Consider the following 19,273-nt stretch of genomic DNA (forward strand, 5'->3'; position numbering starts at 1 on the left):
GCTGCGATGAAGTATCTGGTTGTGGCCTGCGCGGCAGGGGATTCTCGGTGTCGGGCTAGATAGCGTAGCGAACACTATTGGAGGGTCAGTGGACATCGTTCTGGGTGTGTCTATGACGCCAACCACGGTGCGTATGGCGCTGGTTGAGGGTGATAAGGCCGACGGCGCGATCGTCGACCACGATATTTTCGAAACGCAGACCGCGGACGGTTCAGCAACGCCGGTCGAGCAGGTTGTCAGCGCCATCCTGGGGACCCGGGAGAGCGCCGAGGAAGGCGGCCACCACCTGAAATCGGTGGGCGTCGCCTGGAGTGACCACGACGCCGCCGCGCGGTTGCGCGACGCGTTGGACGCCGCCGGCGTCAAGGACGTCATGATGATCTCCGAGCTGCACGCCGCGGGGTCGCTGGCACAGGCCGCGGGCCAGGCTGTCGGCTACTCGAGCACCGGTCTGCTGTTCGTCGACCGCGACACCGCGACCATGTCCGTCGTCGATGCCGACGGTTCCATCTCGAAGGTGCTGAGCCGCAGCCTGCACAGCACCGACGCCATGGCCGTCCTCGGCGACATGGCCGCCGCCGTCGCCACCGCCGACACGTCGCCGCAGGGCATGTTCGTCGTCGGCTCCGGCGTCGACGTCACCGCGGTGCAGGCGCACCTGGCCGAGCTGCTCGACATCCCGGTGAACGCCCCGGGCGACGCCGACCTGGCACTGGCCCGCGGCGCCGCCCTCGCCTCGGCCAGCGCGCCGATGTTCGACGCCGCCACCGCCGGCCTGGCCTACTCGGCCGCGCCGGGTGGTGTCGCTGCCGCGGCTCCGCTGGCAGCCCCGCTGCTGACCGCCGACGAGTTCGGTTTCGACGAGCTGGGCGACGCCCCCGTGGTCGCCGATCAGGGCCGCAAGCCCTTCCTGCTGGTCGGTAGCGCACTCACCTCGATTTTCGTCGTCGGCGTTGTGGCCCTCGCCATTTCGCTGGCGGTGAGCATCCGGCCGACGGTCGATCAACGGCCCGCGCCCGCACAGGCCGCGATCGTGCCCAGCGCGCCGATCGTCGCACCCGCGCCGCCGCCGGCCGCCGTCCCGCCCCCCGCGCCGGCACCGGCTGCTGCCCCCGACCCGGCGCCCGAAGTGCAGGTTCAGGCCCCGCGTCACGTCGACGCGCCGCAGGTGGTCAAGGAGTCCGCGCCGCAGGTGCACGTCCCCGCGCCCGCCCCGGAAGCTCCCGCGCCGGCTCCGGCACCCGTCCCGGTGTCGATGCCCGACGTGCCCGCCGCTCCCGTCGAGCCCCCGCCCGCGGCGGTTCCGGCCCCGGCTCCCGTGGTGCTGCCGCCGCCGGTCATCCAGATCCCCGGCCCGCAGCCGCCCGCCTGGAACCCGTGGGTGCCGCGTCCGCAGCAGCCGCAGTGGAACCCGGGCAACAACTACCCGGACTACCCGAGTCGCGGCGGCCGAGGCCACGACGACGACGGCTACCCGGGCAACTACCCCGGCAACGGCTACCCCGGAAACCAGTACCCCGGCAACGGATACCCGGGCAACCAGTACCCGGGCGGCTCGAACGGGTACCCGGGCGACTACCCCGGTGACTCCGGCAAGAAGCCGAAGCAGCCCAAGCAGACCTGCTTCCTGATCTTCTGCCAGAAGAACTGACGCCCGTCAGGCCGGCGGCTGTTTGTCATCTGCCGTTGGCCTGACGCTCAGTGTCACTTCGCGCCGCGCTCATCACGGCTGCCTATCAAGGCAGTATGAGATGCACCGTGTTCGGTACCGGCTACCTCGGGGCGACGCATGCCGCCGGCATGGCGGAGCTCGGCCATGAGGTCCTCGGCGTCGACATCGACCCCGGCAAGATCGCGAAGCTGGCGGCCGGTGACATCCCGTTCTACGAGCCCGGGCTGCGGAAGATGCTGCGCGACAACATCGAAGCCGGGCGGCTGCACTTCACCACCGACTATGACGAGGCCGCCGAGTTCGGCGACGTGCACTTCCTCGGCGTGGGCACCCCGCAGAAGAAGGGGGAGTACGCCGCCGACCTGCGGTACGTGCAGTCCGTCATCGACACCCTGGTGCCGCGGCTGCGCCGGCCCGCGGTGATCGTCGGCAAGTCCACCGTCCCGGTGGGCACCGCCGCCGAACTCGGGGCCCGGGCCCGCGAGCTCGCACCGCCGGGCATCGACGTCGAGGTGGCGTGGAATCCGGAGTTCCTGCGCGAGGGCTTCGCCGTCAAGGACACCCTGCACCCGGACCGCATCGTCCTTGGCGTGCAAGCGGATTCGCAGCGCGCCGAGGCGGCGATCCGGGAGCTGTACGCGCGCATCCTGGAGCGCGGCGTGCCGTTCCTGCTGACCGACCTGCAGACCGCGGAACTGGTCAAGGTCTCCGCGAACGCCTTCCTGGCCACCAAGATCTCGTTCATCAACGCCATCGCCGAGGTGTGCGAAGCGACCAACGCCGACGTCACCGTCCTGGCCGACGCACTGGGCTACGACCCTCGCATCGGCCGGCGATTCCTCAACGCTGGCTTGGGTTTTGGTGGTGGCTGCCTGCCCAAGGACATCCGCGCTTTCATGGCCCGCGCCGGTGAACTCGGCGCCGACCCTGCGCTGACCTTCCTGCGTGAAGTGGACAGCATCAACATGCGCCGGCGCACCCGCATGGTGGAGCTGACCACCAAGGCGTGCGGCGGCACGCTGCTGGGCGCCAACATCGCGGTGCTGGGTGCGGCGTTCAAGCCCGAGTCCGACGACGTGCGTGACTCACCGGCCCTGAACGTGGCCGGCATGCTGCAGCTCAACGGCGCGGCCGTCAACGTCTACGACCCCAAGGCCATGGACAACTCCCGCCGGGTCTTCCCGACGCTGAACTACTCCACCTCCGTCCTCGAGGCCTGCGACCGCGCCGACGCCGTGCTGGTCCTGACCGAATGGCAGGAGTTCCTGGACCTGGACCCCGAACAGCTGGCGGCCACCGTCCGGGTGAAAGTGATTGTCGACGGCCGCAATTGCCTCGACGTCGCGAAATGGCAGGCCGCGGGCTGGCGGGTCCATGCGCTGGGCCGCAATCTGACGCCCTGATTTCCGACTGCAGTATGTAGCCCGACCGCACTGGGCGTGCCTAAGCTCGGCTCCATGACGCTGAGGCAACGGCTCAACTGGTTCGCGCTGCACGCCGTCATCCGCAATCTCGCCGCATACGGCGCGCGGCATGGCGACCTCCAGGGCCGGCTCATCGCCGACCCGGCGGTGCGGACCGACCCCGGCGCGTTCGCCGACGAACTGCGCAGCCGCGGCCGGATGTATCGCGGCCGTGCGGCCTGGATCACCGCGGATCATGCTCTCGTGCACCAGATTCTGCGTTCGGATGACTTCACCGTCACGCAGATCGGCGGGACGCTGCCCGGCGCCCTCGGCTGGCTGGAGAACAAGACCACCGTCAAGGGCCGGTTGCATCCGCTGCTGCCGCCGTCGCTGCTGTCGGTCGATGGCGAGCAGCACACCCGGTACCGCAAGACCGTCTCGGCGGTGTTCACGACGCGGGCCGTGGCGGCATTGCGGGAACGGGTGCAGGAGGCCGCGAACGGGCTGATCGATGAGCTGGCGGCGGGGGACACCGTCGACATCGTGCAGAGCTACTGCTCGCAGCTGCCCGTCACGGTGATCGCGGACATCCTCGGGGTGCCCGAGCATGAACGGTCGCACATCCTCGAATTCGGCGAACTGGCCGCGCCCAGCCTGGACATCGGGCTGACCTGGCAGCAGTACCTCAGCGTCGAAGACGGGCTGGACGGCTTCAACACCTGGCTGGCCACACACCTCAGCGAGCTCCGGGCCAACCCCGGCGACAACCTCATGAGCCAGCTCATCGCAGCCAGCGACGGCGGCGCCCGGCTCAACGACGAAGAACTGCGGGCCACCGCCGGCCTCGTACTGGCGGCCGGGTTCGAGACCACGGTGAATCTGCTGGGCAACGGCATCCGAATGTTGTTGCAGCATCCCGATCAACTGGCCCTGCTGCTGGCGCAGCCCGACCTCTGGCCCACCGCCGTCGAAGAGATCCTGCGGCTCGACTCGCCGGTCCAGCTGTCGGCCCGCATCGCCAAGGTGGACGTCGACATCGCCGGGTACCACGTGGGCGCCGGTGAGCCCGTCGTCGTCTACCTGGCCGGGGCCAACCGTGACCCGGCCGTCTTCCCCGACCCGCACCGCTTCGACGTCACCCGCGCCAACGCGGGCAAGCACCATTCGTTCTCCGGCGGACGGCACTTCTGCCTCGGTGCGGCGTTGGCCCGCTCCGAAGGGGAAGTAGGACTGCGGACGTTCTTCGAGCGGTTCCCCGACGCGCAACTCGCGGGCCCCGGCACCCGGCGCGACACTCGCGTGCTCCGGGGTTGGGCGGCATTGCCGATCGCACTCGGGCAGGCGCGCGCAGCGGTACCGTCGTGAAATGGCCTTTCGCGCAGCCCTGATCGAGGAAACCGCCGCCTTCGGCGACATCATCCGCAAAGCCGACCTGGAAACCCCGGTGCCCACCTGTCCGGGGTGGACCCTCAAGCAGCTGTTCAAACACGTCGGCCGCGGCAACCGCTGGTGCGCCCAGATCATCGCCGAGCACCGGAAGGAGCCCCTCGATCCCCGCGAGGTGCGAGACGGTAAACCGCCGGAGGACCTCGACGCTGCCATCGACTGGCTGAACGCGGGTGCGCAGGCCATCGTCGACGCCGTCGAGCACGTCGGGTCGGATGCGAAGGTGTGGACGTTCATCGGGCCCAAGCCCGCCGGGTGGTGGATCCGGCGTCGCCTCCACGAACAGACCGTGCACCGCGCCGATGCCGCTCTGGCACTGGGCCTTCCGTTCGTGCTCGATGCCGAGCTGGCCGCCGACGGCGTCACCGAGACACTGGAACGGGTGGCGCTGATGGCGCCCGCCGGGGATCCGCCGCTGGAGCGCGGACGGTCGCTGCACCTGCACGCCGCCGAATCCGAGCTCGGCCCCACCGGCGAGTGGCTGGTGGTCAACGACGAGGACGGCCTCGGCTGGTCGCATCAGCACGCCAAAGGTGATGCGGCAGTGCGGGGTCCGGTGACCGGGCTGCTGCTCGCGGTCACCCGACGCCAGACCGTCGAGGAGGCCGGCCTCGAGGTCATAGGTGACGCGGCCGTGTGGCAGCGCTGGGTCGACCACTCGGCGTTCTGAGGTCAGGTAGGTTCGCAGACATGACGACTTCCGAGATCGCGACGGTTCTCGCCTGGATCGACGCCCTCAACGACCGCGACCTGGACACCCTGGACAAGCTGTCGAGCGGTGACATCGAGATCGGTGACGCGAACGGCGCCAGCCAGGGGCGGAATGCGTTGCGCGCCTGGGCAACCGACCTCGACGAGAAGTCGACGGTCGGCCGGATGTTCGTGCACGACGGCGTCGTGGTCGTCGAGCAGACGATCACCGGCGGCGGTGCCGATCGCGCGGCCGCGACGGCGTTCCGCGTGGTGCACGACCACGTCACCTCGGCCTTCCGGCACGACGACCTGGCATCGGCGCTCGCGGCGACCGAGCTCATCGAGTCGGACGCGGTGTAGTTTCCCGCGGCCGGTTGGCCGACTGTCTCTCTGCACAACTCGCCCTGGGACCCGTTGACGCCCCCAGATCGAACACGTGTAGGGAGACGCGTCAATCCGTAGCGTGCCGCGGGGTGGCCAGCACCGCCGCGATCGCGGTGGTCAGCGGCACCGACAGCGCCAGCGCGATGCCGCCGACTGCCGACCGGGCGATCTCGATCGCCACGCTCTCACTGGTCAGCACGTCGCCCAGCGACCGGTTGGCGACGCTGAACAACAGCAGCAGCGGCAGCGCGCTACCGGCGTACGCGAGCACCAGCGTGTAGACGGTGCTGGCGATATGGTCGCGCCCAACCCGCATGGCGCCGGTGAAGATGGCCCGCCGGGACGCACCGTGTTCGGCCAGCTCGAAGGCCGTCGACGCCTGCGTGACGGTGACGTCGTTGAGTACACCCAGCGAGCCGATGATGAAGCCGGCGAGCAACAGCCCGGTGATCGACACGGACCCCATGTAGGCCGCGATCTCGTTGTTCTGGTCTTCCGACAACCCGGTGAGGTGTGCCAATTCGATTGCGCCCCAGGACAACACCGCCGACAACAGCAGCGCGCTCAGGGTGCCGAGCAGGGCGGCGCTCGTGCGCAGGCTGACGCCGTGCGCCAGGTAGATCACCGCGTACAGGATCACCGACGACGCGACGAGCGCGACCGGGATGGCCGGGCCGCCGTCCCGCAGTGCCGGCAACAGGAAGACCGTCAGCACCACGAACGCGACCGCGATCCCGACCAGTGCCCGCAGCCCGCGCCAGCGGGCCACCGCGACGACCACCACGGCGAAGACGGCAGCCAGCGCGATGAGCGGCCAGGTGCGCTCGAAGTCGAAGAAGGCGTAGGTGGTGGTGCCGGAGTCGTCGACCTGGCGGGTCACCCGGATGTGGTCGCCGGCGGCGAGGTGCGGCTGGCCGGGACCGGTGCTGAACTCGAGCAGGGTGTTGGCGCCGGAATTGGGCCCGGAGTCGATGCCGATCAGCGACTGCACGCAGCTCCCCGCGCCCGGCGGGGCGGTGACCGGGGCGGACGTCAGCACCGCGCCGACCGACGGGCTGCCGCAGTTGTTCATGCCGGTCGATACGACGTGCCCGGCCTCGGTGCTCACGGCGCCGCCGTGGGCGTTCTGGAACGGCAGCGGGATGTCGACGGCCTTGCCGTGCGGCCACAGCAGGACGGCGCCGATGACCGTCGCCAGCCCGATCACCGCCAGGAGCCCGACGACGATCTTCGCGGCCAGTGGGCTGAGCGGCGCCGGGCCGGAACTGTGCGAGTGGGTATGCGAGTGCGCCACTCGAGCCAGCGTAGGGGGTCGGGCTGAGCGTTGGGTCAGGCGCGGCTGAGTGCGTCGCGCCGTTCGCCTTCGATCGCCAGCTTGGCGGACAGTGTTTTCAGGACGTACTGCACGACGGCGCGGTAACCCAGACCGACGATGCGCCAAGGGCTTTCGAACGTCCCGTGCCAGTCGATGCGGGTGCCGTCCGGCTCGGGGGTGAAGGTCACCTGCGCCTGGTAGTTCCGCACCGGGGTCTTCGAGATGATGGTGTAGCCGTGCCGCTGACCGGGCTCGTGGATGGTCGTCTGCTCCCGCGCGGGAAACCGGGGCGTACCGACGGCGCGGACGGCCCCGACGCCACCGTCGTCGGCAGGCCCCCGGGTCTCCCAGGCCGAGTAGTTGATCAGGGGCCGCGCCCACTCGGACCAGCGGGAACCGTCCGCGACCACGTCGAACAGCGTGCTCGGCGTGGCCTGCGCATGGCGCGTGACCCGGACTTCGTAGTGGTGTGTCATGTTGACCAAGTTAACGGAACGCTGTTCTATTAAGCAATGGATTCGCCGGATTCTCCAGTGGCGCTGCCGTTTGTGCGGGCCCGCAGTCCGCAGCAGCGGGAGGACCGCCTGCGCCGGCTGACCGAGGTCACCCGGGCCCTGCTGGACGTCACTCGGGCCGGCGAGCTGACGCTCGGCGACATCGCCGCCGCGGCGGGCCTGGCCAAGTCGGGGGTGCTGCGGTACGCCGGTTCGCGGGAGGCGCTGCTGCTCCTGGTGATGTACCACGAGCACCTGGGCTGGCTCGATGACCTGGGGGTCCAGCTGCACGATGAACGGCGTAGCCCGGCAACGGCTTTGGCGCACACCCTCGCGCAGCGCCCGGTGCTGTGCGACCTGATCAGCGCCGCGCCGGTGCTGATGAACCGGCTGACAGCCGAAGCGGCCGAGATGGTGCGCACTCAGGCGCGTGACGTCGAGGACCGGCTCCGCGAGACCCTCGAGCCCCGGCTGTCGCTGGAGCGTCAGCAGCTGGTGTTGCTGACCGCCGCGATCCATGCCTTCGTCGGCGCGGTATGGGGTTGGGCGGCAATCGATTCCGCCAATCAGCCCGAACCCGGCACCGAGCTCGAAGACACCCTCGCCGCGCTGCTGCGGACCTTCATCGCGGGCCTGAAACAGCAGTGATTTGTGCACGATTTTCCGCGGCAGGCGCGGAAAATCGTGCACAAATCCCAGGGGATTACTGGCGGTAGCTCGCCAGGAAGTTGCCGAGTCGCTCGATGGCGTTGGCCAGGTCGCGGGCCCACGGCAGCGTCACGATGCGCAGGTGATCCGGTGTGGGCCAATTGAATCCGGTGCCCTGGGTGAGCAGGATCTTCTCCTGCAGCAGCAGGTCGAGCACCAGCTGCTCGTCGTCCCGGATCTCGTGCACCTCGGGGTCCAGCCGCGGGAACGCGTAGAGCGCGCCCTCGGGCTTGACGCAGGAGACGCCGGGAATCTCGTTGAGCTTGTTCCAGGCGACGTCGCGCTGCTCGAGCAGCCGGCCGCCGGGCAGGATCAGGTCCTCGATGCTCTGGTGTCCGCCGAGCGCCACCTGAATGGCATGCTGCGCAGGCACATTCGGGCACAGGCGCATATTGGACAGCAGGCTGATGCCCTCCAGGAAGCTCGACGCGTGCTCCTTGGGGCCGGTGATGGCCAGCCAGCCGGACCGGTAGCCGGCCACGCGGTACGCCTTGGACAGGCCGTTGAACGTCAGGCACAGCATGTCGGGAGCCACGGACGCCATGGGGATGTGCTTGGCCTCGTCGTAGAGGATCTTGTCGTAGATCTCGTCGGCCAGCAGCAGCAGCTGGTGCTTGCGCGCCAGGTTCGCGATGGACTCCAGCGTCTCGCGGCTGTACACCGCGCCGGTGGGGTTGTTCGGGTTGATCACGACGATCGCCTTGGTGCGGTCGGTGATCTTCGACTCCAGGTCGGCGATGTCGGGGTTCCAGCCCTGCGTCTCGTCGCACAGGTAGTGCACCGGGGTGCCGCCGGCCAGCGCCGTCGACGCCGTCCACAGCGGGTAGTCCGGGGCCGGGATCAGCACCTGGTCGCCGTTGTCGAGCAGCGCCTGCAGCGTCATGGTGATCAGCTCGGAGACGCCGTTGCCCAGGAAGACGTCGTCGACGTCGAACCGGGGGAAGCCCTCGACCAACTCGTAGCGCGTGACCACCGCGCGGCGCGCGGACACGATGCCCTTGGAGTCGGAGTAACCCTGGGCGTAGGGGAGGGCGGCGATCATGTCGCGCATGATCACGTCCGGTGCCTCGAAGCCGAACGGCGCCGGGTTACCGATGTTGAGCTTGAGGATCCGGTGGCCCTCGGCCTCGAGCCGGGAGGCCTGCTCGTGTACCGGGCCGCGGATCTCGTAGAGGACGTCCTGCAGCTTGGTCGACTGCGCAAACGTCCGCTGATTGCGCGGATGGCCGCTGTGCCATGTGCGGTCAGCGGGTACCTGGTGGGTGGTCACGGTTTCCATGCTCTCATCGGTGTCGAATTCTTTTGCCCATCTGCGATCAGGGCCACATATGCCAATGGCCAGCTACGACGCTCCATGCGGCGGGTCGTAGCTGGCCATTGCGGTGTACTTCGCGTTACCGCTTACCGGGGCGCTTTGCGCCCGGACGCATGCCCAGTCCGACGACCGGCGGTTCCGGCTTGGCCTCTTCCGCCGGGGCGGCAGGTGCCGCAGCGGCGGGAGCCTCGGCGGCCGGCTCAGCAGCCGGAGCTTCAGCAGCCGGAGCGGCGGGCGCCGCCGGTGCTGCCGGAGCCGCGGCCTTCTTGGCGCCGGGGCGACGCGCGCCCGCGGCCAGACCCAGACCCTTCACCGGAGCCGCGGGAGCGGCCGGTGCGGCGGGCGCCTCGGCGGCGGGAGCAGCCTCGGCGGCCGGGGCCGGAGCGGCAGCAGCCGGAGCGGCAGCCTTCTTGGCACCCGGACGCTTGGCGCCCGCAGCCAGACCCAGACCCTTGGCCGGAGCGGCAGCAGGAGCCTCAGCGGCGGGAGCAGCCTCAGCAGCCGGAGCCGCAGCCGCCGGGGCGGCGGCCTTCTTGGCACCCGGACGCTTGGCGGCCATGCCCAGGCCGGTGACCGGCTTGGCGGCGGCCGGAGCGGCAGCGGCAGCAGGTGCCTCGGCAGCCGGAGCGGCCTCGGCAGCGGGAGCCGGAGCGGCCGGAGCCGGCTTCGGGGCCTCCTTGGCCTTCTTCTCGGCGAGCGCGGCGGAAGCCTTTGCCGCCGTGCCCTTCTCGGGCAGCGTCACCTTAGTGGTGTCGAGCGAGTTCAGCAGCAGCTGAGCGACGTCGAGCACCTCGGTCTTCTCGATGCTGCGGGTCGCGGCCACGTCGTCGACGCCGTCGCTCATCATCACGCGGCAGAACGGGCAGCCGGTCGCGATCGCCGAGGCGCCGGTGTCGACGGCCTCTTCGGCGCGCTCGGTGTTGATGCGCTTGCCGATGTGCTCTTCCATCCACATGCGGGCACCACCGGCACCACAGCACAGGCCGCGGTCGGCGTGGCGGGGCATCTCGGTGAGCACGGCGCCGGCGGCACCGACCAGCTCACGCGGGGCCTCGTACTCCTTGTTGTGGCGGCCGAGGAAGCAGGGGTCGTGGTAGGTGACCTCTTGGCTGGCCGATGACACCGGGATCAGCTTCTTGTCCCGCACCAGGCGGTTCAGCAGCTGCGTGTGGTGCACGACGGTGTAGTTGGCGCCCAGCTGCGGGTACTCGCGACCGATGGTGTTGAAGCAGTGCGGGCAGGTGACGACGATCTTGCGCTTGTCGGGGTCGACGCCCTCGAACAGCTCGTTGATGGTCTCGACGTTCTGCGCGGCGAGCTGCTGGAACAGGAACTCGTTGCCGGCGCGGCGGGCCGAGTCACCGGTACAGGTCTCGCCGGTGCCCAGCACCAGGAACTTCACGCCCGCGGTGGCGAGCAGCTCGGCGACGGCCTTCGTGGTCTTCTTGGCACGGTCCTCGTAGGCGCCGGCGCAGCCGACCCAGAACAGGTACTCGAAGCCGTCGAAGCTCTCGACGTCCTGGCCGTAGACCGGGATGTCGAAGTCCAGCTCGTCGATCCAGGTGGTGCGTTCCTTCGCGTTCTGGCCCCAGGGGTTGCCCTTGAGTTCCAGGTTCTTGAACAGCACGCCCAGCTCGCCGGGGAACTCGGACTCGACCATGACCTGGTAGCGCCGCATGTCGACGATGTGGTCGATGTGCTCGATGTCCACCGGGCACTGCTCGACGCAGGCACCGCAGTTGGTGCAGGACCACAGCACGTCGGGGTCGATGACGCCGCCCTGCTCAGCGGTGCCGACCAGCGGACGCAGCGCCTGCTCGGGGCCGGAACCCTCGATGCGCGCGAAGCCGTCCTCGGGGACGCCGTGTCCGTGCAGGCTGTCGCCCAGCTTGGCGAAGTCGACCGAACCCTCCTCGGGCATCGGCTTGCCTTCGATGATGTACGGCGCCTTGGCGAACAGGTGGTCGCGCAGGTTCATGATGACGAGCTTGGGAGACAGCGGCTTTCCGGTGTTCCACGCCGGGCACTGCGACTGGCAGCGACCGCACTCGGTACAGGTGGAGAAGTCGAGGTTGCCCTTCCAGGTGAAGTCCTCGATCTTGCCGCGGCCGAACACCGCGTCCTCGGCGGGATCGTCGAAGTCGATCTTCTCGCCCTTGTACTCCATCGGCAGCAGCGGGCCGAGGCCGTCGGGCAGGCGCTTGAAGGTGACGTTGATCGGGGCCAGGCCGATGTGCAGGTGCTTGGAGTGCAGCACGATCAGCAGGAAGACCAGCATGACGCCGATGTGCGACAGCAGCGCGATGGTCTCGATCCAGACGTTGGCGGTGTGGCCCAGCGGAGCCAGCAGCGCGGCCATGCCGTCGGAGAAGAAGGCGCCGTTCTGGTACGGGAAGTGCTCGCCGAGGACGTTGACGGCGGCACCGCGGAAGATCGCGTAGGTCAGGATGACCAGGAAGATCATGATGAGGATCTCCCACGCGCCACCGTTGTGCGACCCGTAGAACCGGGACTCGCGGCCGATGTTGTTGGGGTTCTTGGTCAGGCGGATGATCGCGAAGACGACGATGCCGGCCAGCACGGCCAGGGCGAAGAAGTCCTGCAGGAAGCCGAGGACGGCCCAGTGTCCGACGAATGGGATGGCGAACTTCGGGTCGAACAGGACGCCATAGGCTTCCAGGTAGACCGACGCGAGGACGAAGAAGCCCCACATGGTGAAGAAGTGCGCGATGCCGGGGATCGACCACTTGAGGAGCTTCGACTGGGCGAAGACTTCCTTGTTCTGGTTCAGGAAGCGGGTGACGAGATCGTCCTTACGGCCACGTTCGTCGCCGAGCTTCTGCCCGGAGCTGATCAGCTTGGTCAGCCACAGGACGCGCTTGGCGGCGAACCCCAGGACGATGACCGTTGCCAACAGCCCGATGACCAGTCTGGCCACGTCGAGCGTGTGTTCGAGATTCTCCACCGCGCCTCTCCCAGTTATGTAGCTACTAGCCGGTAACTTATTGAGGTTACCAACGGGTAACTTAAGCTAGATGCCTGCTCATAGTCGCATCCTGGGTAGAACGCACGCTAGCAAGGCTGTCCTAACTTGAGCTGCCGCTTTGCGCTCACTTCCTTACCCAGAATCAGCCTCGGCCAAGCGCCGATCGAGGCCTTCCTTATATAAGGGTGGTGTCAGACCTTCTCGACGAGCAGCGCCCGCAGCATCGACAACATCTCCGACCGCGATTCGGCCCCCAACCTGCGGCGAATGCGGGCGACATGGTGCTCGACGGTCTTCGCGGAGATCAGCAGCCGGGCCCCGATGTCGCGGTATGGCATGCCCTGCAGCACCAGCTCCGCGACCTCGCGCTCGCGGTCGGACAGCCGGGTCCAGGCGGGCGTTGCGGCGGATGTGGCCCGAGCGTCACCCGAGGCAGGAGGTGGTGTGGTGTTGCGCACATCTGGGCCGGAAGCGGGCTCACGCGGAATAGCGGGGACCGCGGGCTCGATGGGATCGGCCGCCGCCTCGAGGGCCGCGTCCTGCTTGAGGTCGCGCGCCAGCTGCAGCATGGCCCCGGAGATCCGGCCGTCGGCCGAATGCAACGCGGCCTGACTGGCCAGACGCGTGGCATCCCACGTCAGCCCGAAGCGCGCCAGCCCGCGGGCGGCCGCCGTCACCTCGGCGGCGTCGACGTCGCCGGCGAGGACCCGCAGCCACGCCCGGCCGGCGCCGGCGAGCGCGGTGGCGTAGGCGCCGTGCGCACCTTCGGCCCGGCTGGCTGCGGCCAGGGCCTGCCCGTGCGGGGCGACGGCCTCGGGCGCGTTGGCCAGGATGCCGGCGTGCACGCCCGCCCAGTGCAGCGGCACTGCCCAGAGCGCCGGATTGCCGGCGGCCCGCAGCAGCCCGAACGCCTCGGCCAGCGGCTGGCGCAGCTGGTCGAGCTGCTGCAACCGGGCCGCCGCGACCCACAACTCGCCGAGCGGCAGCAGGGCGTACAGGTCCAGGGAGTATTCGGCCAGCACTTCCATGGCCGCGTGCCAGTGTTTCTGCAGGGCGCCGGTGTCGCCGCTGCGCCGGGCGACGGCGGTCTGCAGCGCGGTGAACCACAGCGCGTCGCGGCGGTGCAGGTCGGCGACCTCGGTCGTGCCCAATGCCGGGACGGCGGAATCGAGTTGGCCGTCGAGCATCCGGATCCAGCCCAGCAGCAGCCGGTGGCGCAGACCCGTGAAACCCGCGTCGCCGCCGGTGCGGATGGCCCGGCCGATGACGCTGCGGGCGCGGACGGCGTCACCGCCGTGCAGGGCGACGAGGCTCAGCAGTGCGGCGGGGCTGTCCGGCGCGACGGCGTGCACGCCGTTGGTGGACCCGAGGGCCTGCGTGAGCCGCGCCATCGCGACGGCGAACGGCTGATCAAGCGTCAGCAGCATGCCCTCGGCCATACCGCGCGCCGCGCGCGCGGAAGACGTTGGCGGCAGCGAGTTCTCGGCCTGCAGGCAGACGCGGGCCAGCTGGGCATCGGCGGTGGCGACACCGACCACGGCGCCCGCCGCGGCGACGAACGGATCGGGATCGGGGCCGAGCCACCGGAACAGATCCGCGGCATGGGCGGCGGCACCGTCGTGCATCGCGACGCTGGCCGCGATGCGCACCGCCTGGGCGCGGACGCCGGCGTCGTCGGCGGTGAGCAGTTCGTCCGCCAGGGTGCCGGCGGTGGTGCAGTCGCCGGTGACGGCAAGGGCGTCGGCGAGGTGCACGTCGGCCGGGGCGGTGCCCGCGCGGGCCGCCGCCCGGTACAGGCGGGCGGCCTGACGCGGTGCGGCCGACGCGGCGCGGTGAATCAGATCGGCCGCCAGGAGGTCGTCGACGGTGCCGTGCTCGGCCAGCTTCAGCGCCAATTCGGTTGACAGGGTGGCGGATTCGACCTGCGAGCGCAGCAGCCGGCATTCGGTCTCGCGGTGCCGCGCGGCGCCGACCAGCCGGGTGAGCGACCGGTGCAGCGTGTCGATGAACCGCGGGTGCAGCGACGCGGACAGCAGGCCGCTGGCGCGGGCCCGGTCCATCAGCACGGCCGCGTCGTCGCCGGGCAGTTGCAAGGCGGCGGCGATGTCGTCGGGCCCCAGTTCCGGGCTGAGCGAACACAGCAACAACGTGTCGAGCAGGTGCTCGTCGAGCCGGCGCAGCCGTTCACTCAACGCGACGGACGCGGCCCGGACCGGATCGGCGCCCGACGCCAGCGCCGACAGCGCCGAGTACACCAGCAGCGGGATGCCGCCGGTGGCAACGATCAATGCGGGCACCTGCGTGCCGGGGACGCCGGCGCGGGCCAGCGCCTCGTTGATCTCGCGGGGCGTCATCGGCGCCAGCTGAATCGGCGGATGCTGCCGGCTCAGAGTGGTGGTGAGGGCGTTGAGCGCGCGCTCGTGCGCCAACGGCTCGGCGCTGACCACCACGGTGCGGGCCGGGTCACCGGCCAGCTCGGTCAGCGCGTCCAGCTCTTCCGGGGACAGCAGTTGGGCATCGTCGATGACGATGGCCGCGTCCGGTGCCTCGCCGGGCTTCGGCACCCGCGCGAGCATCGTCGTGCCGTTGGCCCGCAACGTCTTTCGCACCGCTTCCAGCGCGGTGGTCTTGCCGCTGCCGATTCCGCCGAGCACCAGCGACGTGCCGGCCGCTGCGGTCATTGGCTGGTCGATGCCGAGGGTTGCGCGGTGATGGGCGCCGATGCGGTGGCCACCGATGCCGACGGAGCAGACCCGGTCTCCGCCGATACGGAGGCCGTCTTGGGCGGTTGCTCCACCGTGGGCTGTGTGCTGGGCGCCTGGGTCGTCGGCGCGGCCGTCGGAGTCTGCGTGCTGGGCGGCTGCGTCGTCGGCGGCTTCGTCGTGGTCGGCGGCTGTGTGGTGGTGGGCGGCTGCGTCGTCGTCGGCGGCTGGGTCGTCGTCGTGGGCGGCTGCGTGGTGGTCGTGGTGGTCGGGGGTGTGGTGGTCGTCGTTGTCGTGGTCGACGGTGTGGTCGTCGTAGTCGTGGTGGTTGTCGTGGTCGTCGTCGAGCTCGTGGTCGACGAGTCACTGGTGGTCGTCGTCGTGGTCGGCGCGTTGGTCGTGGTGGTGACCGGGTTGGTCACTGTCGAGGTCTCGACCTGCCCGTTCGGATTCGTCTGTGTCACAACGGACTTCGTGGCCTTGTAGGTGCTCGTGGTGATGGAGCCGTCGGGGCCGGTGATGGTGGTGGTGACGTCGACGGTCACCGGGCCGGACGGGGTGTCGTTGCTGGTGAGTCCGACGGCAGCCCAACTGCCGCCGGCGACCAGGAACGCCGCCGCGGCCGCGCCGAAGATCAGCGGTGGGCGCCGGTACCAGGGGACCGGCGCCACGTCGGGCAGGTTGTCCTCTTCTTCGTGAGCGAAGTCCATCGCCGGCCGCGCGGTGGTCTCGCCGTAGGGCGCGGCCTCGGCGTAGCCGGTCGCAAAGTCTGCGCCGCCGACCGCCGCGCCGGGGTCCTCGTCGTCGGACCAGGCGAGCGACGGCCCGACGGTCGAGGACGGGTTCGCGTCGGCGGGCGGCATCGGGGCGGCCATGGTCGCGGGGCCGCCCGCCCATGCCGCGGGACCGGCCGCCCAGCCCATCGTCGGGGCCATGCCCGTCGGGGCGTCGGCGCTCATGGTGCGCTGATCGACCAGCGGGGCGCCGCCGGCCGCGGTGAGCGCCGGCTGCGGTGAGGTCACCACCGGAACCCGGAAGTGCTCCGAAAGGCGTTGGGTGACAATCGGAATCGACGCGCCGCCGCCGGCGGTGGCCACGGCGGTCAGGACGCCGGCCGGAATCTGGTTGCGCTGCAGCGTTTCCTGCAGGACGGCGAGCAGCCCGGCCAGGGCCGGTTCGAGCAGCCGTTCCAGCTCGGGGCGGGTGATGCGCAGCGCCGACGCGAAGCCGGGCAGGTTGGCGTTCACCGACGTCGCGGTCTCCGACGAGAGGCGCTCCTTGGCCTGCCGGCACTGGTCGCGCAGCTGCGACAGCGAGCCGACGGCCGCGGTGCCGGCCGGATCGGCATCGGACGACTCGGTGATGCCGGCGATGACGTGGTTGAGCAGCGCCTGGTCGACGAGGTCGCCGGAGAACTCCGGGTAGCGCACAGTCTCGCCGATCTGGCTCAGCGTCGCGGCGTCGGCGATGGTCACGCTGGTGCCGCTGCCGCCGAAATCGCACAGCGCCACCACGCCGTGATCCGGCAGTCCGGACCCGGCCTTGAGGCCGGCCAGCGCCGCGGCCGCGTCGGAGACCACGGGTGCGGCGGCCAGACCCGGCTTGCCGCGCAGCGCCGCAGAGAGCGCGCCGATGGTGGACATACCCCAGTGCGCTGGAGCGGCGATGACGATCGGGGCGCCGCCGCCCGCGGTGCGGGCCATGGAGTCGAGGGCCTCGGCAAGGACGGCCTCACCGCGATGCGCCGAGCCGTCGGGAGCGATCAGGGGGATCGGGTCGCCGACGCGCTCGACGAACCCGGTCAGGACCAGGCCGCCCGGTTGCGTGGGGATGCCGACTTCGGCGGGCCGGTCGGGGTACAGGGCCAGGATGGCGCGACGGCTCACCGGCGGTCGCCCGGCCGGCACGGCCACCAGATTGGTCTGGCCGATCGACAAACCGAGGCTCATAAACGTCCACTCCTTTGATGCGCTACCGGGCTCAGGCCACCCTATGCGCTGGCAGCCCGGGGTTGGGACACAATCCCCTAACGATTGGTGAATCCCTAATGGGAGTGCCCCTAACGGATGGTGTCGGGTGCTGGGGTCAGCACCGATCTCTGGGAGCTATATCGGCGATAGCATCGAAATAGTTATCAAGAGGCCCCCAGGAAGGAGTAGGTGCCATGGCAAATCCGCTACTGGATTTCGTCATGTCGGTGGTGCGTGACCCCGACGTGGCTGCGCACTACGCCGCCGACCCTGCCGGTGCCATCGCCGACGCCAATCTCACCGGCGTCACCACGGCGGATGTCGCGCACCTGATCCCGGTGGTGTCCGAGTCCCTGGGCACAGTGTCCTCCGCGGCGGGTGGCGTGCCAACCGCCGGCTTCGACGATCCCGGCGTCAACGTCTGGACCAGTGGCGCCGCCACCGCGGCGTTCGACGCCTTCGATGCCTTCGACACGCACGTGCCGACGGTGGTGTCACCGCAGGTGATTTCCGACCCTGACCTGGGAGGATTCGACAGTGGACCGGGCCTGCCGGACCACACCGCCGTGCCGGACCTCGCGGTGTCCGACGACCTCGGCCTGCACAGCGACGTCCCGGTCGTCGATGCCGGCGAGCTGTCGGATCCGGGTGCGCTCGACTGGCACCCCGTCGATACCGCAGACCCGTCTGCCGGCGTCGAACACCACCAGGGCTTCGACTTCTTCAGCTGACCCACTCATCCCGACAAACGCCGGTGGCCGCCATGGCCACCGGCGTTTTCTGTTTCTGACCGCGCACTCAGCAAACACCCTAGCCATCCCCTAATCCCCTAATAGGGGGAGCTTGGATACCCCACTAAGTTTCATTGGGGGTAGGGGTGGTTGCCCCGTTTGCACGGCCCTCGACGGCCCCTAACGTTGTTCTCAGTTCGCCGGACAGCGGCGAGAAGAACTTCCAAAGAGCAACACCCCAACGAAAGGGACTCCAATGACCAGCCTGATCGAATTCATCATCGACCTCTTCCGCTTCCCGACCATCGCGAGCTCGTTCGTCGCGAACCCGGAGCAGACCATGCGCGACGCCGGCCTCGCCGGTGTCACCTCCGCGCAGCTCGCCTCGGTGGCCGCCAGCGCCGTCCCGGCCGGCGTGGTCCTCGGTGGCGGCGACCCGGTCGTCGGCCTGCAGAACGCGGTTTCGGACTACTACAGCATGTCCTCGCCGTTCTCCCCGCAGACCTCCTTCGCCCCCGAGTTCGCCAGCCGGAACCAGACGGACTTCGCCAGCCACAACAACGTGCCGATCGCCAGTGGCAACGACATCCCGGTGCTGAGCCCCGAGCAGCACGCCGGCGCCAACGCCCAGCAGGGTGCCTTCAACCTGGGCTTCGGTGATATCACCCTCGGTGGCAGCCACGTCCAGCAGGGCGACGGTGGCGTCAACATCGCGGGCAACAACCACGGTGACATCGCCAGCGGCAAGGGCGCCGTGCAGGGCGACGGCAACACCGTCACCAACGGCGACATCCTGACCGGCAGCCACTCGCCGGTGATCGTCGGCACCGGCAACCACGCGACCGACAACTCGCAGACCGCGGGCGGCCACATCATCCAGGGCAACTCCGGCCCGGTGGTCAACGACGTCAACACCGGTGGCGGCAACGGCGGCGGCGCGAGCGCCGGCGGCGGCCTGATCGGTGGCGGCCACGCGAGCGGCGGCAGCGGTGGCAGCGGCGGCAACATCGTGATCAACGACGGCAACACCTCGTCGACGCACGTCGGTGGCAACCAGACCACGGTCGGTGGCGACCTGGGCAGCGGCAACAAGAGCGTCATCGACGACTCGTCGCACTCCTCGACCGTCAACACCAGCCTGAACAGCGGGAACACGGCCAACACCAGCATCGGTAGCGGCAACAGCACCCACACCAACATCGGCAGCGGGAACACCACCCACACCGAGCTGAGCTCCGACAACTCGGTCCACAGCACGGTTGCCGACAACTCGGTGCACGAGGCCAGCATGAACACCTACGCACCGACCGAAACCCACACCACCACCGATTTCAGCCACACCACCCACGTCGATCCGCACATGCACTGATCGATCGCGACAAACCGTCCGGCGGGGCCACTTGCAGGCCCCGCCGGATGTTTGCGCATACCGTTAGACAGTGACAATGCAG

At 69.7% G+C, this 19,273-nt stretch carries 14 protein-coding genes; 8 read left to right on the forward strand and 6 right to left on the reverse strand.

Annotation, left to right across the window (positions count from 1 at the left end):
- Nucleotides 1–88 precede the first annotated feature (88 nt).
- The 5 genes from H289_RS31460 to H289_RS0126860 all read left to right on the forward strand — a co-directional run bounded on the left by H289_RS31460 (nt 89) and on the right by H289_RS0126860 (nt 5,577).
- Nucleotides 89–1,651, forward strand: coding sequence for a DUF7159 family protein (locus tag H289_RS31460; RefSeq protein ID WP_196810097.1), 1,563 nt, complete (start codon nt 89–91; stop codon nt 1,649–1,651).
- Nucleotides 1,652–1,746: 95 nt separating this feature from the next.
- Complete coding sequence (locus H289_RS0126845) at nt 1,747–3,075, forward strand: UDP-glucose dehydrogenase family protein (protein WP_029105799.1); 1,329 nt, start codon at nt 1,747–1,749, stop codon at nt 3,073–3,075.
- Between the two features lie 54 nt (nt 3,076–3,129).
- Nucleotides 3,130–4,443, forward strand: a complete 1,314-nt coding sequence (locus H289_RS0126850) for a cytochrome P450 (protein WP_020103950.1) — start codon at nt 3,130–3,132, stop codon at nt 4,441–4,443.
- 1 nt (nt 4,444) lies between these two features.
- Nucleotides 4,445–5,194 (forward strand): maleylpyruvate isomerase family mycothiol-dependent enzyme, encoded by a 750-nt coding sequence (locus H289_RS0126855; protein ID WP_020103951.1) that lies wholly within the window; start codon nt 4,445–4,447, stop codon nt 5,192–5,194.
- 20 nt (nt 5,195–5,214) lie between these two features.
- Entirely contained in the window at nt 5,215–5,577 is a 363-nt protein-coding gene (locus H289_RS0126860; protein ID WP_020103952.1) for a nuclear transport factor 2 family protein, read from the forward strand.
- A 91-nt stretch (nt 5,578–5,668) separates the two neighbouring features.
- Here H289_RS0126860 and H289_RS0126865 read toward each other — a convergent pair whose 3' ends face one another.
- A complete protein-coding gene (locus tag H289_RS0126865; RefSeq protein WP_020103953.1) occupies nt 5,669–6,895 on the reverse strand; it encodes a YibE/F family protein in 1,227 nt (408 codons plus the stop codon).
- Between the two features lie 35 nt (nt 6,896–6,930).
- Nucleotides 6,931–7,392, reverse strand: a complete 462-nt coding sequence (locus H289_RS0126870; protein WP_020103954.1) for an SRPBCC family protein — start codon at nt 7,390–7,392, stop codon at nt 6,931–6,933.
- A gap of 36 nt (nt 7,393–7,428) precedes the next feature.
- On the opposite strand from H289_RS0126870, the gene H289_RS32085 reads away from it, so the two are divergent.
- A complete protein-coding gene (locus tag H289_RS32085) occupies nt 7,429–8,058 on the forward strand; it encodes a TetR/AcrR family transcriptional regulator (RefSeq protein WP_020103955.1) in 630 nt (209 codons plus the stop codon).
- A 55-nt stretch (nt 8,059–8,113) separates the two neighbouring features.
- On the opposite strand, the gene H289_RS0126880 is transcribed toward H289_RS32085, so the two are convergent.
- From H289_RS0126880 to H289_RS0126895, 4 genes are all read right to left on the reverse strand, one after another.
- Complete coding sequence (locus tag H289_RS0126880) at nt 8,114–9,397, reverse strand: pyridoxal phosphate-dependent aminotransferase (protein ID WP_020103956.1); 1,284 nt, start codon at nt 9,395–9,397, stop codon at nt 8,114–8,116.
- A 115-nt stretch (nt 9,398–9,512) separates the two neighbouring features.
- Nucleotides 9,513–12,398 carry a heterodisulfide reductase-related iron-sulfur binding cluster gene (locus H289_RS0126885; protein ID WP_020103957.1) on the reverse strand — a complete coding sequence of 962 codons (2,886 nt, stop codon included), beginning with the start codon at nt 12,396–12,398 and terminating at the stop codon, nt 9,513–9,515.
- Nucleotides 12,399–12,610: 212 nt separating this feature from the next.
- Nucleotides 12,611–15,100 (reverse strand): isoniazid response ATPase/transcriptional regulator IniR, encoded by a 2,490-nt coding sequence (gene iniR, locus H289_RS31470; protein ID WP_020103958.1) that lies wholly within the window; start codon nt 15,098–15,100, stop codon nt 12,611–12,613.
- Nucleotides 15,097–17,070 (reverse strand): Hsp70 family protein, encoded by a 1,974-nt coding sequence (locus H289_RS0126895; protein WP_020103959.1) that lies wholly within the window; start codon nt 17,068–17,070, stop codon nt 15,097–15,099. Before H289_RS0126895 ends, iniR begins: the two co-directional genes overlap by 4 nt.
- A gap of 215 nt (nt 17,071–17,285) precedes the next feature.
- Between H289_RS0126895 and H289_RS33525 the strand changes: the two genes are divergently transcribed.
- The gene (locus H289_RS33525) at nt 17,286–17,822 is read left to right on the forward strand and encodes an Rv0340 family IniB-related protein (RefSeq protein ID WP_020103960.1); all 537 of its coding nucleotides are present in this window, start codon (nt 17,286–17,288) and stop codon (nt 17,820–17,822) included.
- A gap of 256 nt (nt 17,823–18,078) precedes the next feature.
- Entirely contained in the window at nt 18,079–19,191 is a 1,113-nt protein-coding gene (locus H289_RS0126905; protein ID WP_020103961.1) for an IniB N-terminal domain-containing protein, read from the forward strand.
- Nucleotides 19,192–19,273: the final 82 nt, after the last annotated feature.

Source organism: Mycobacterium sp. 360MFTsu5.1 (genome assembly GCF_000383495.1).
Classification (GTDB): Bacteria; Actinomycetota; Actinomycetes; order Mycobacteriales; family Mycobacteriaceae; genus Mycobacterium; species Mycobacterium mucogenicum_B.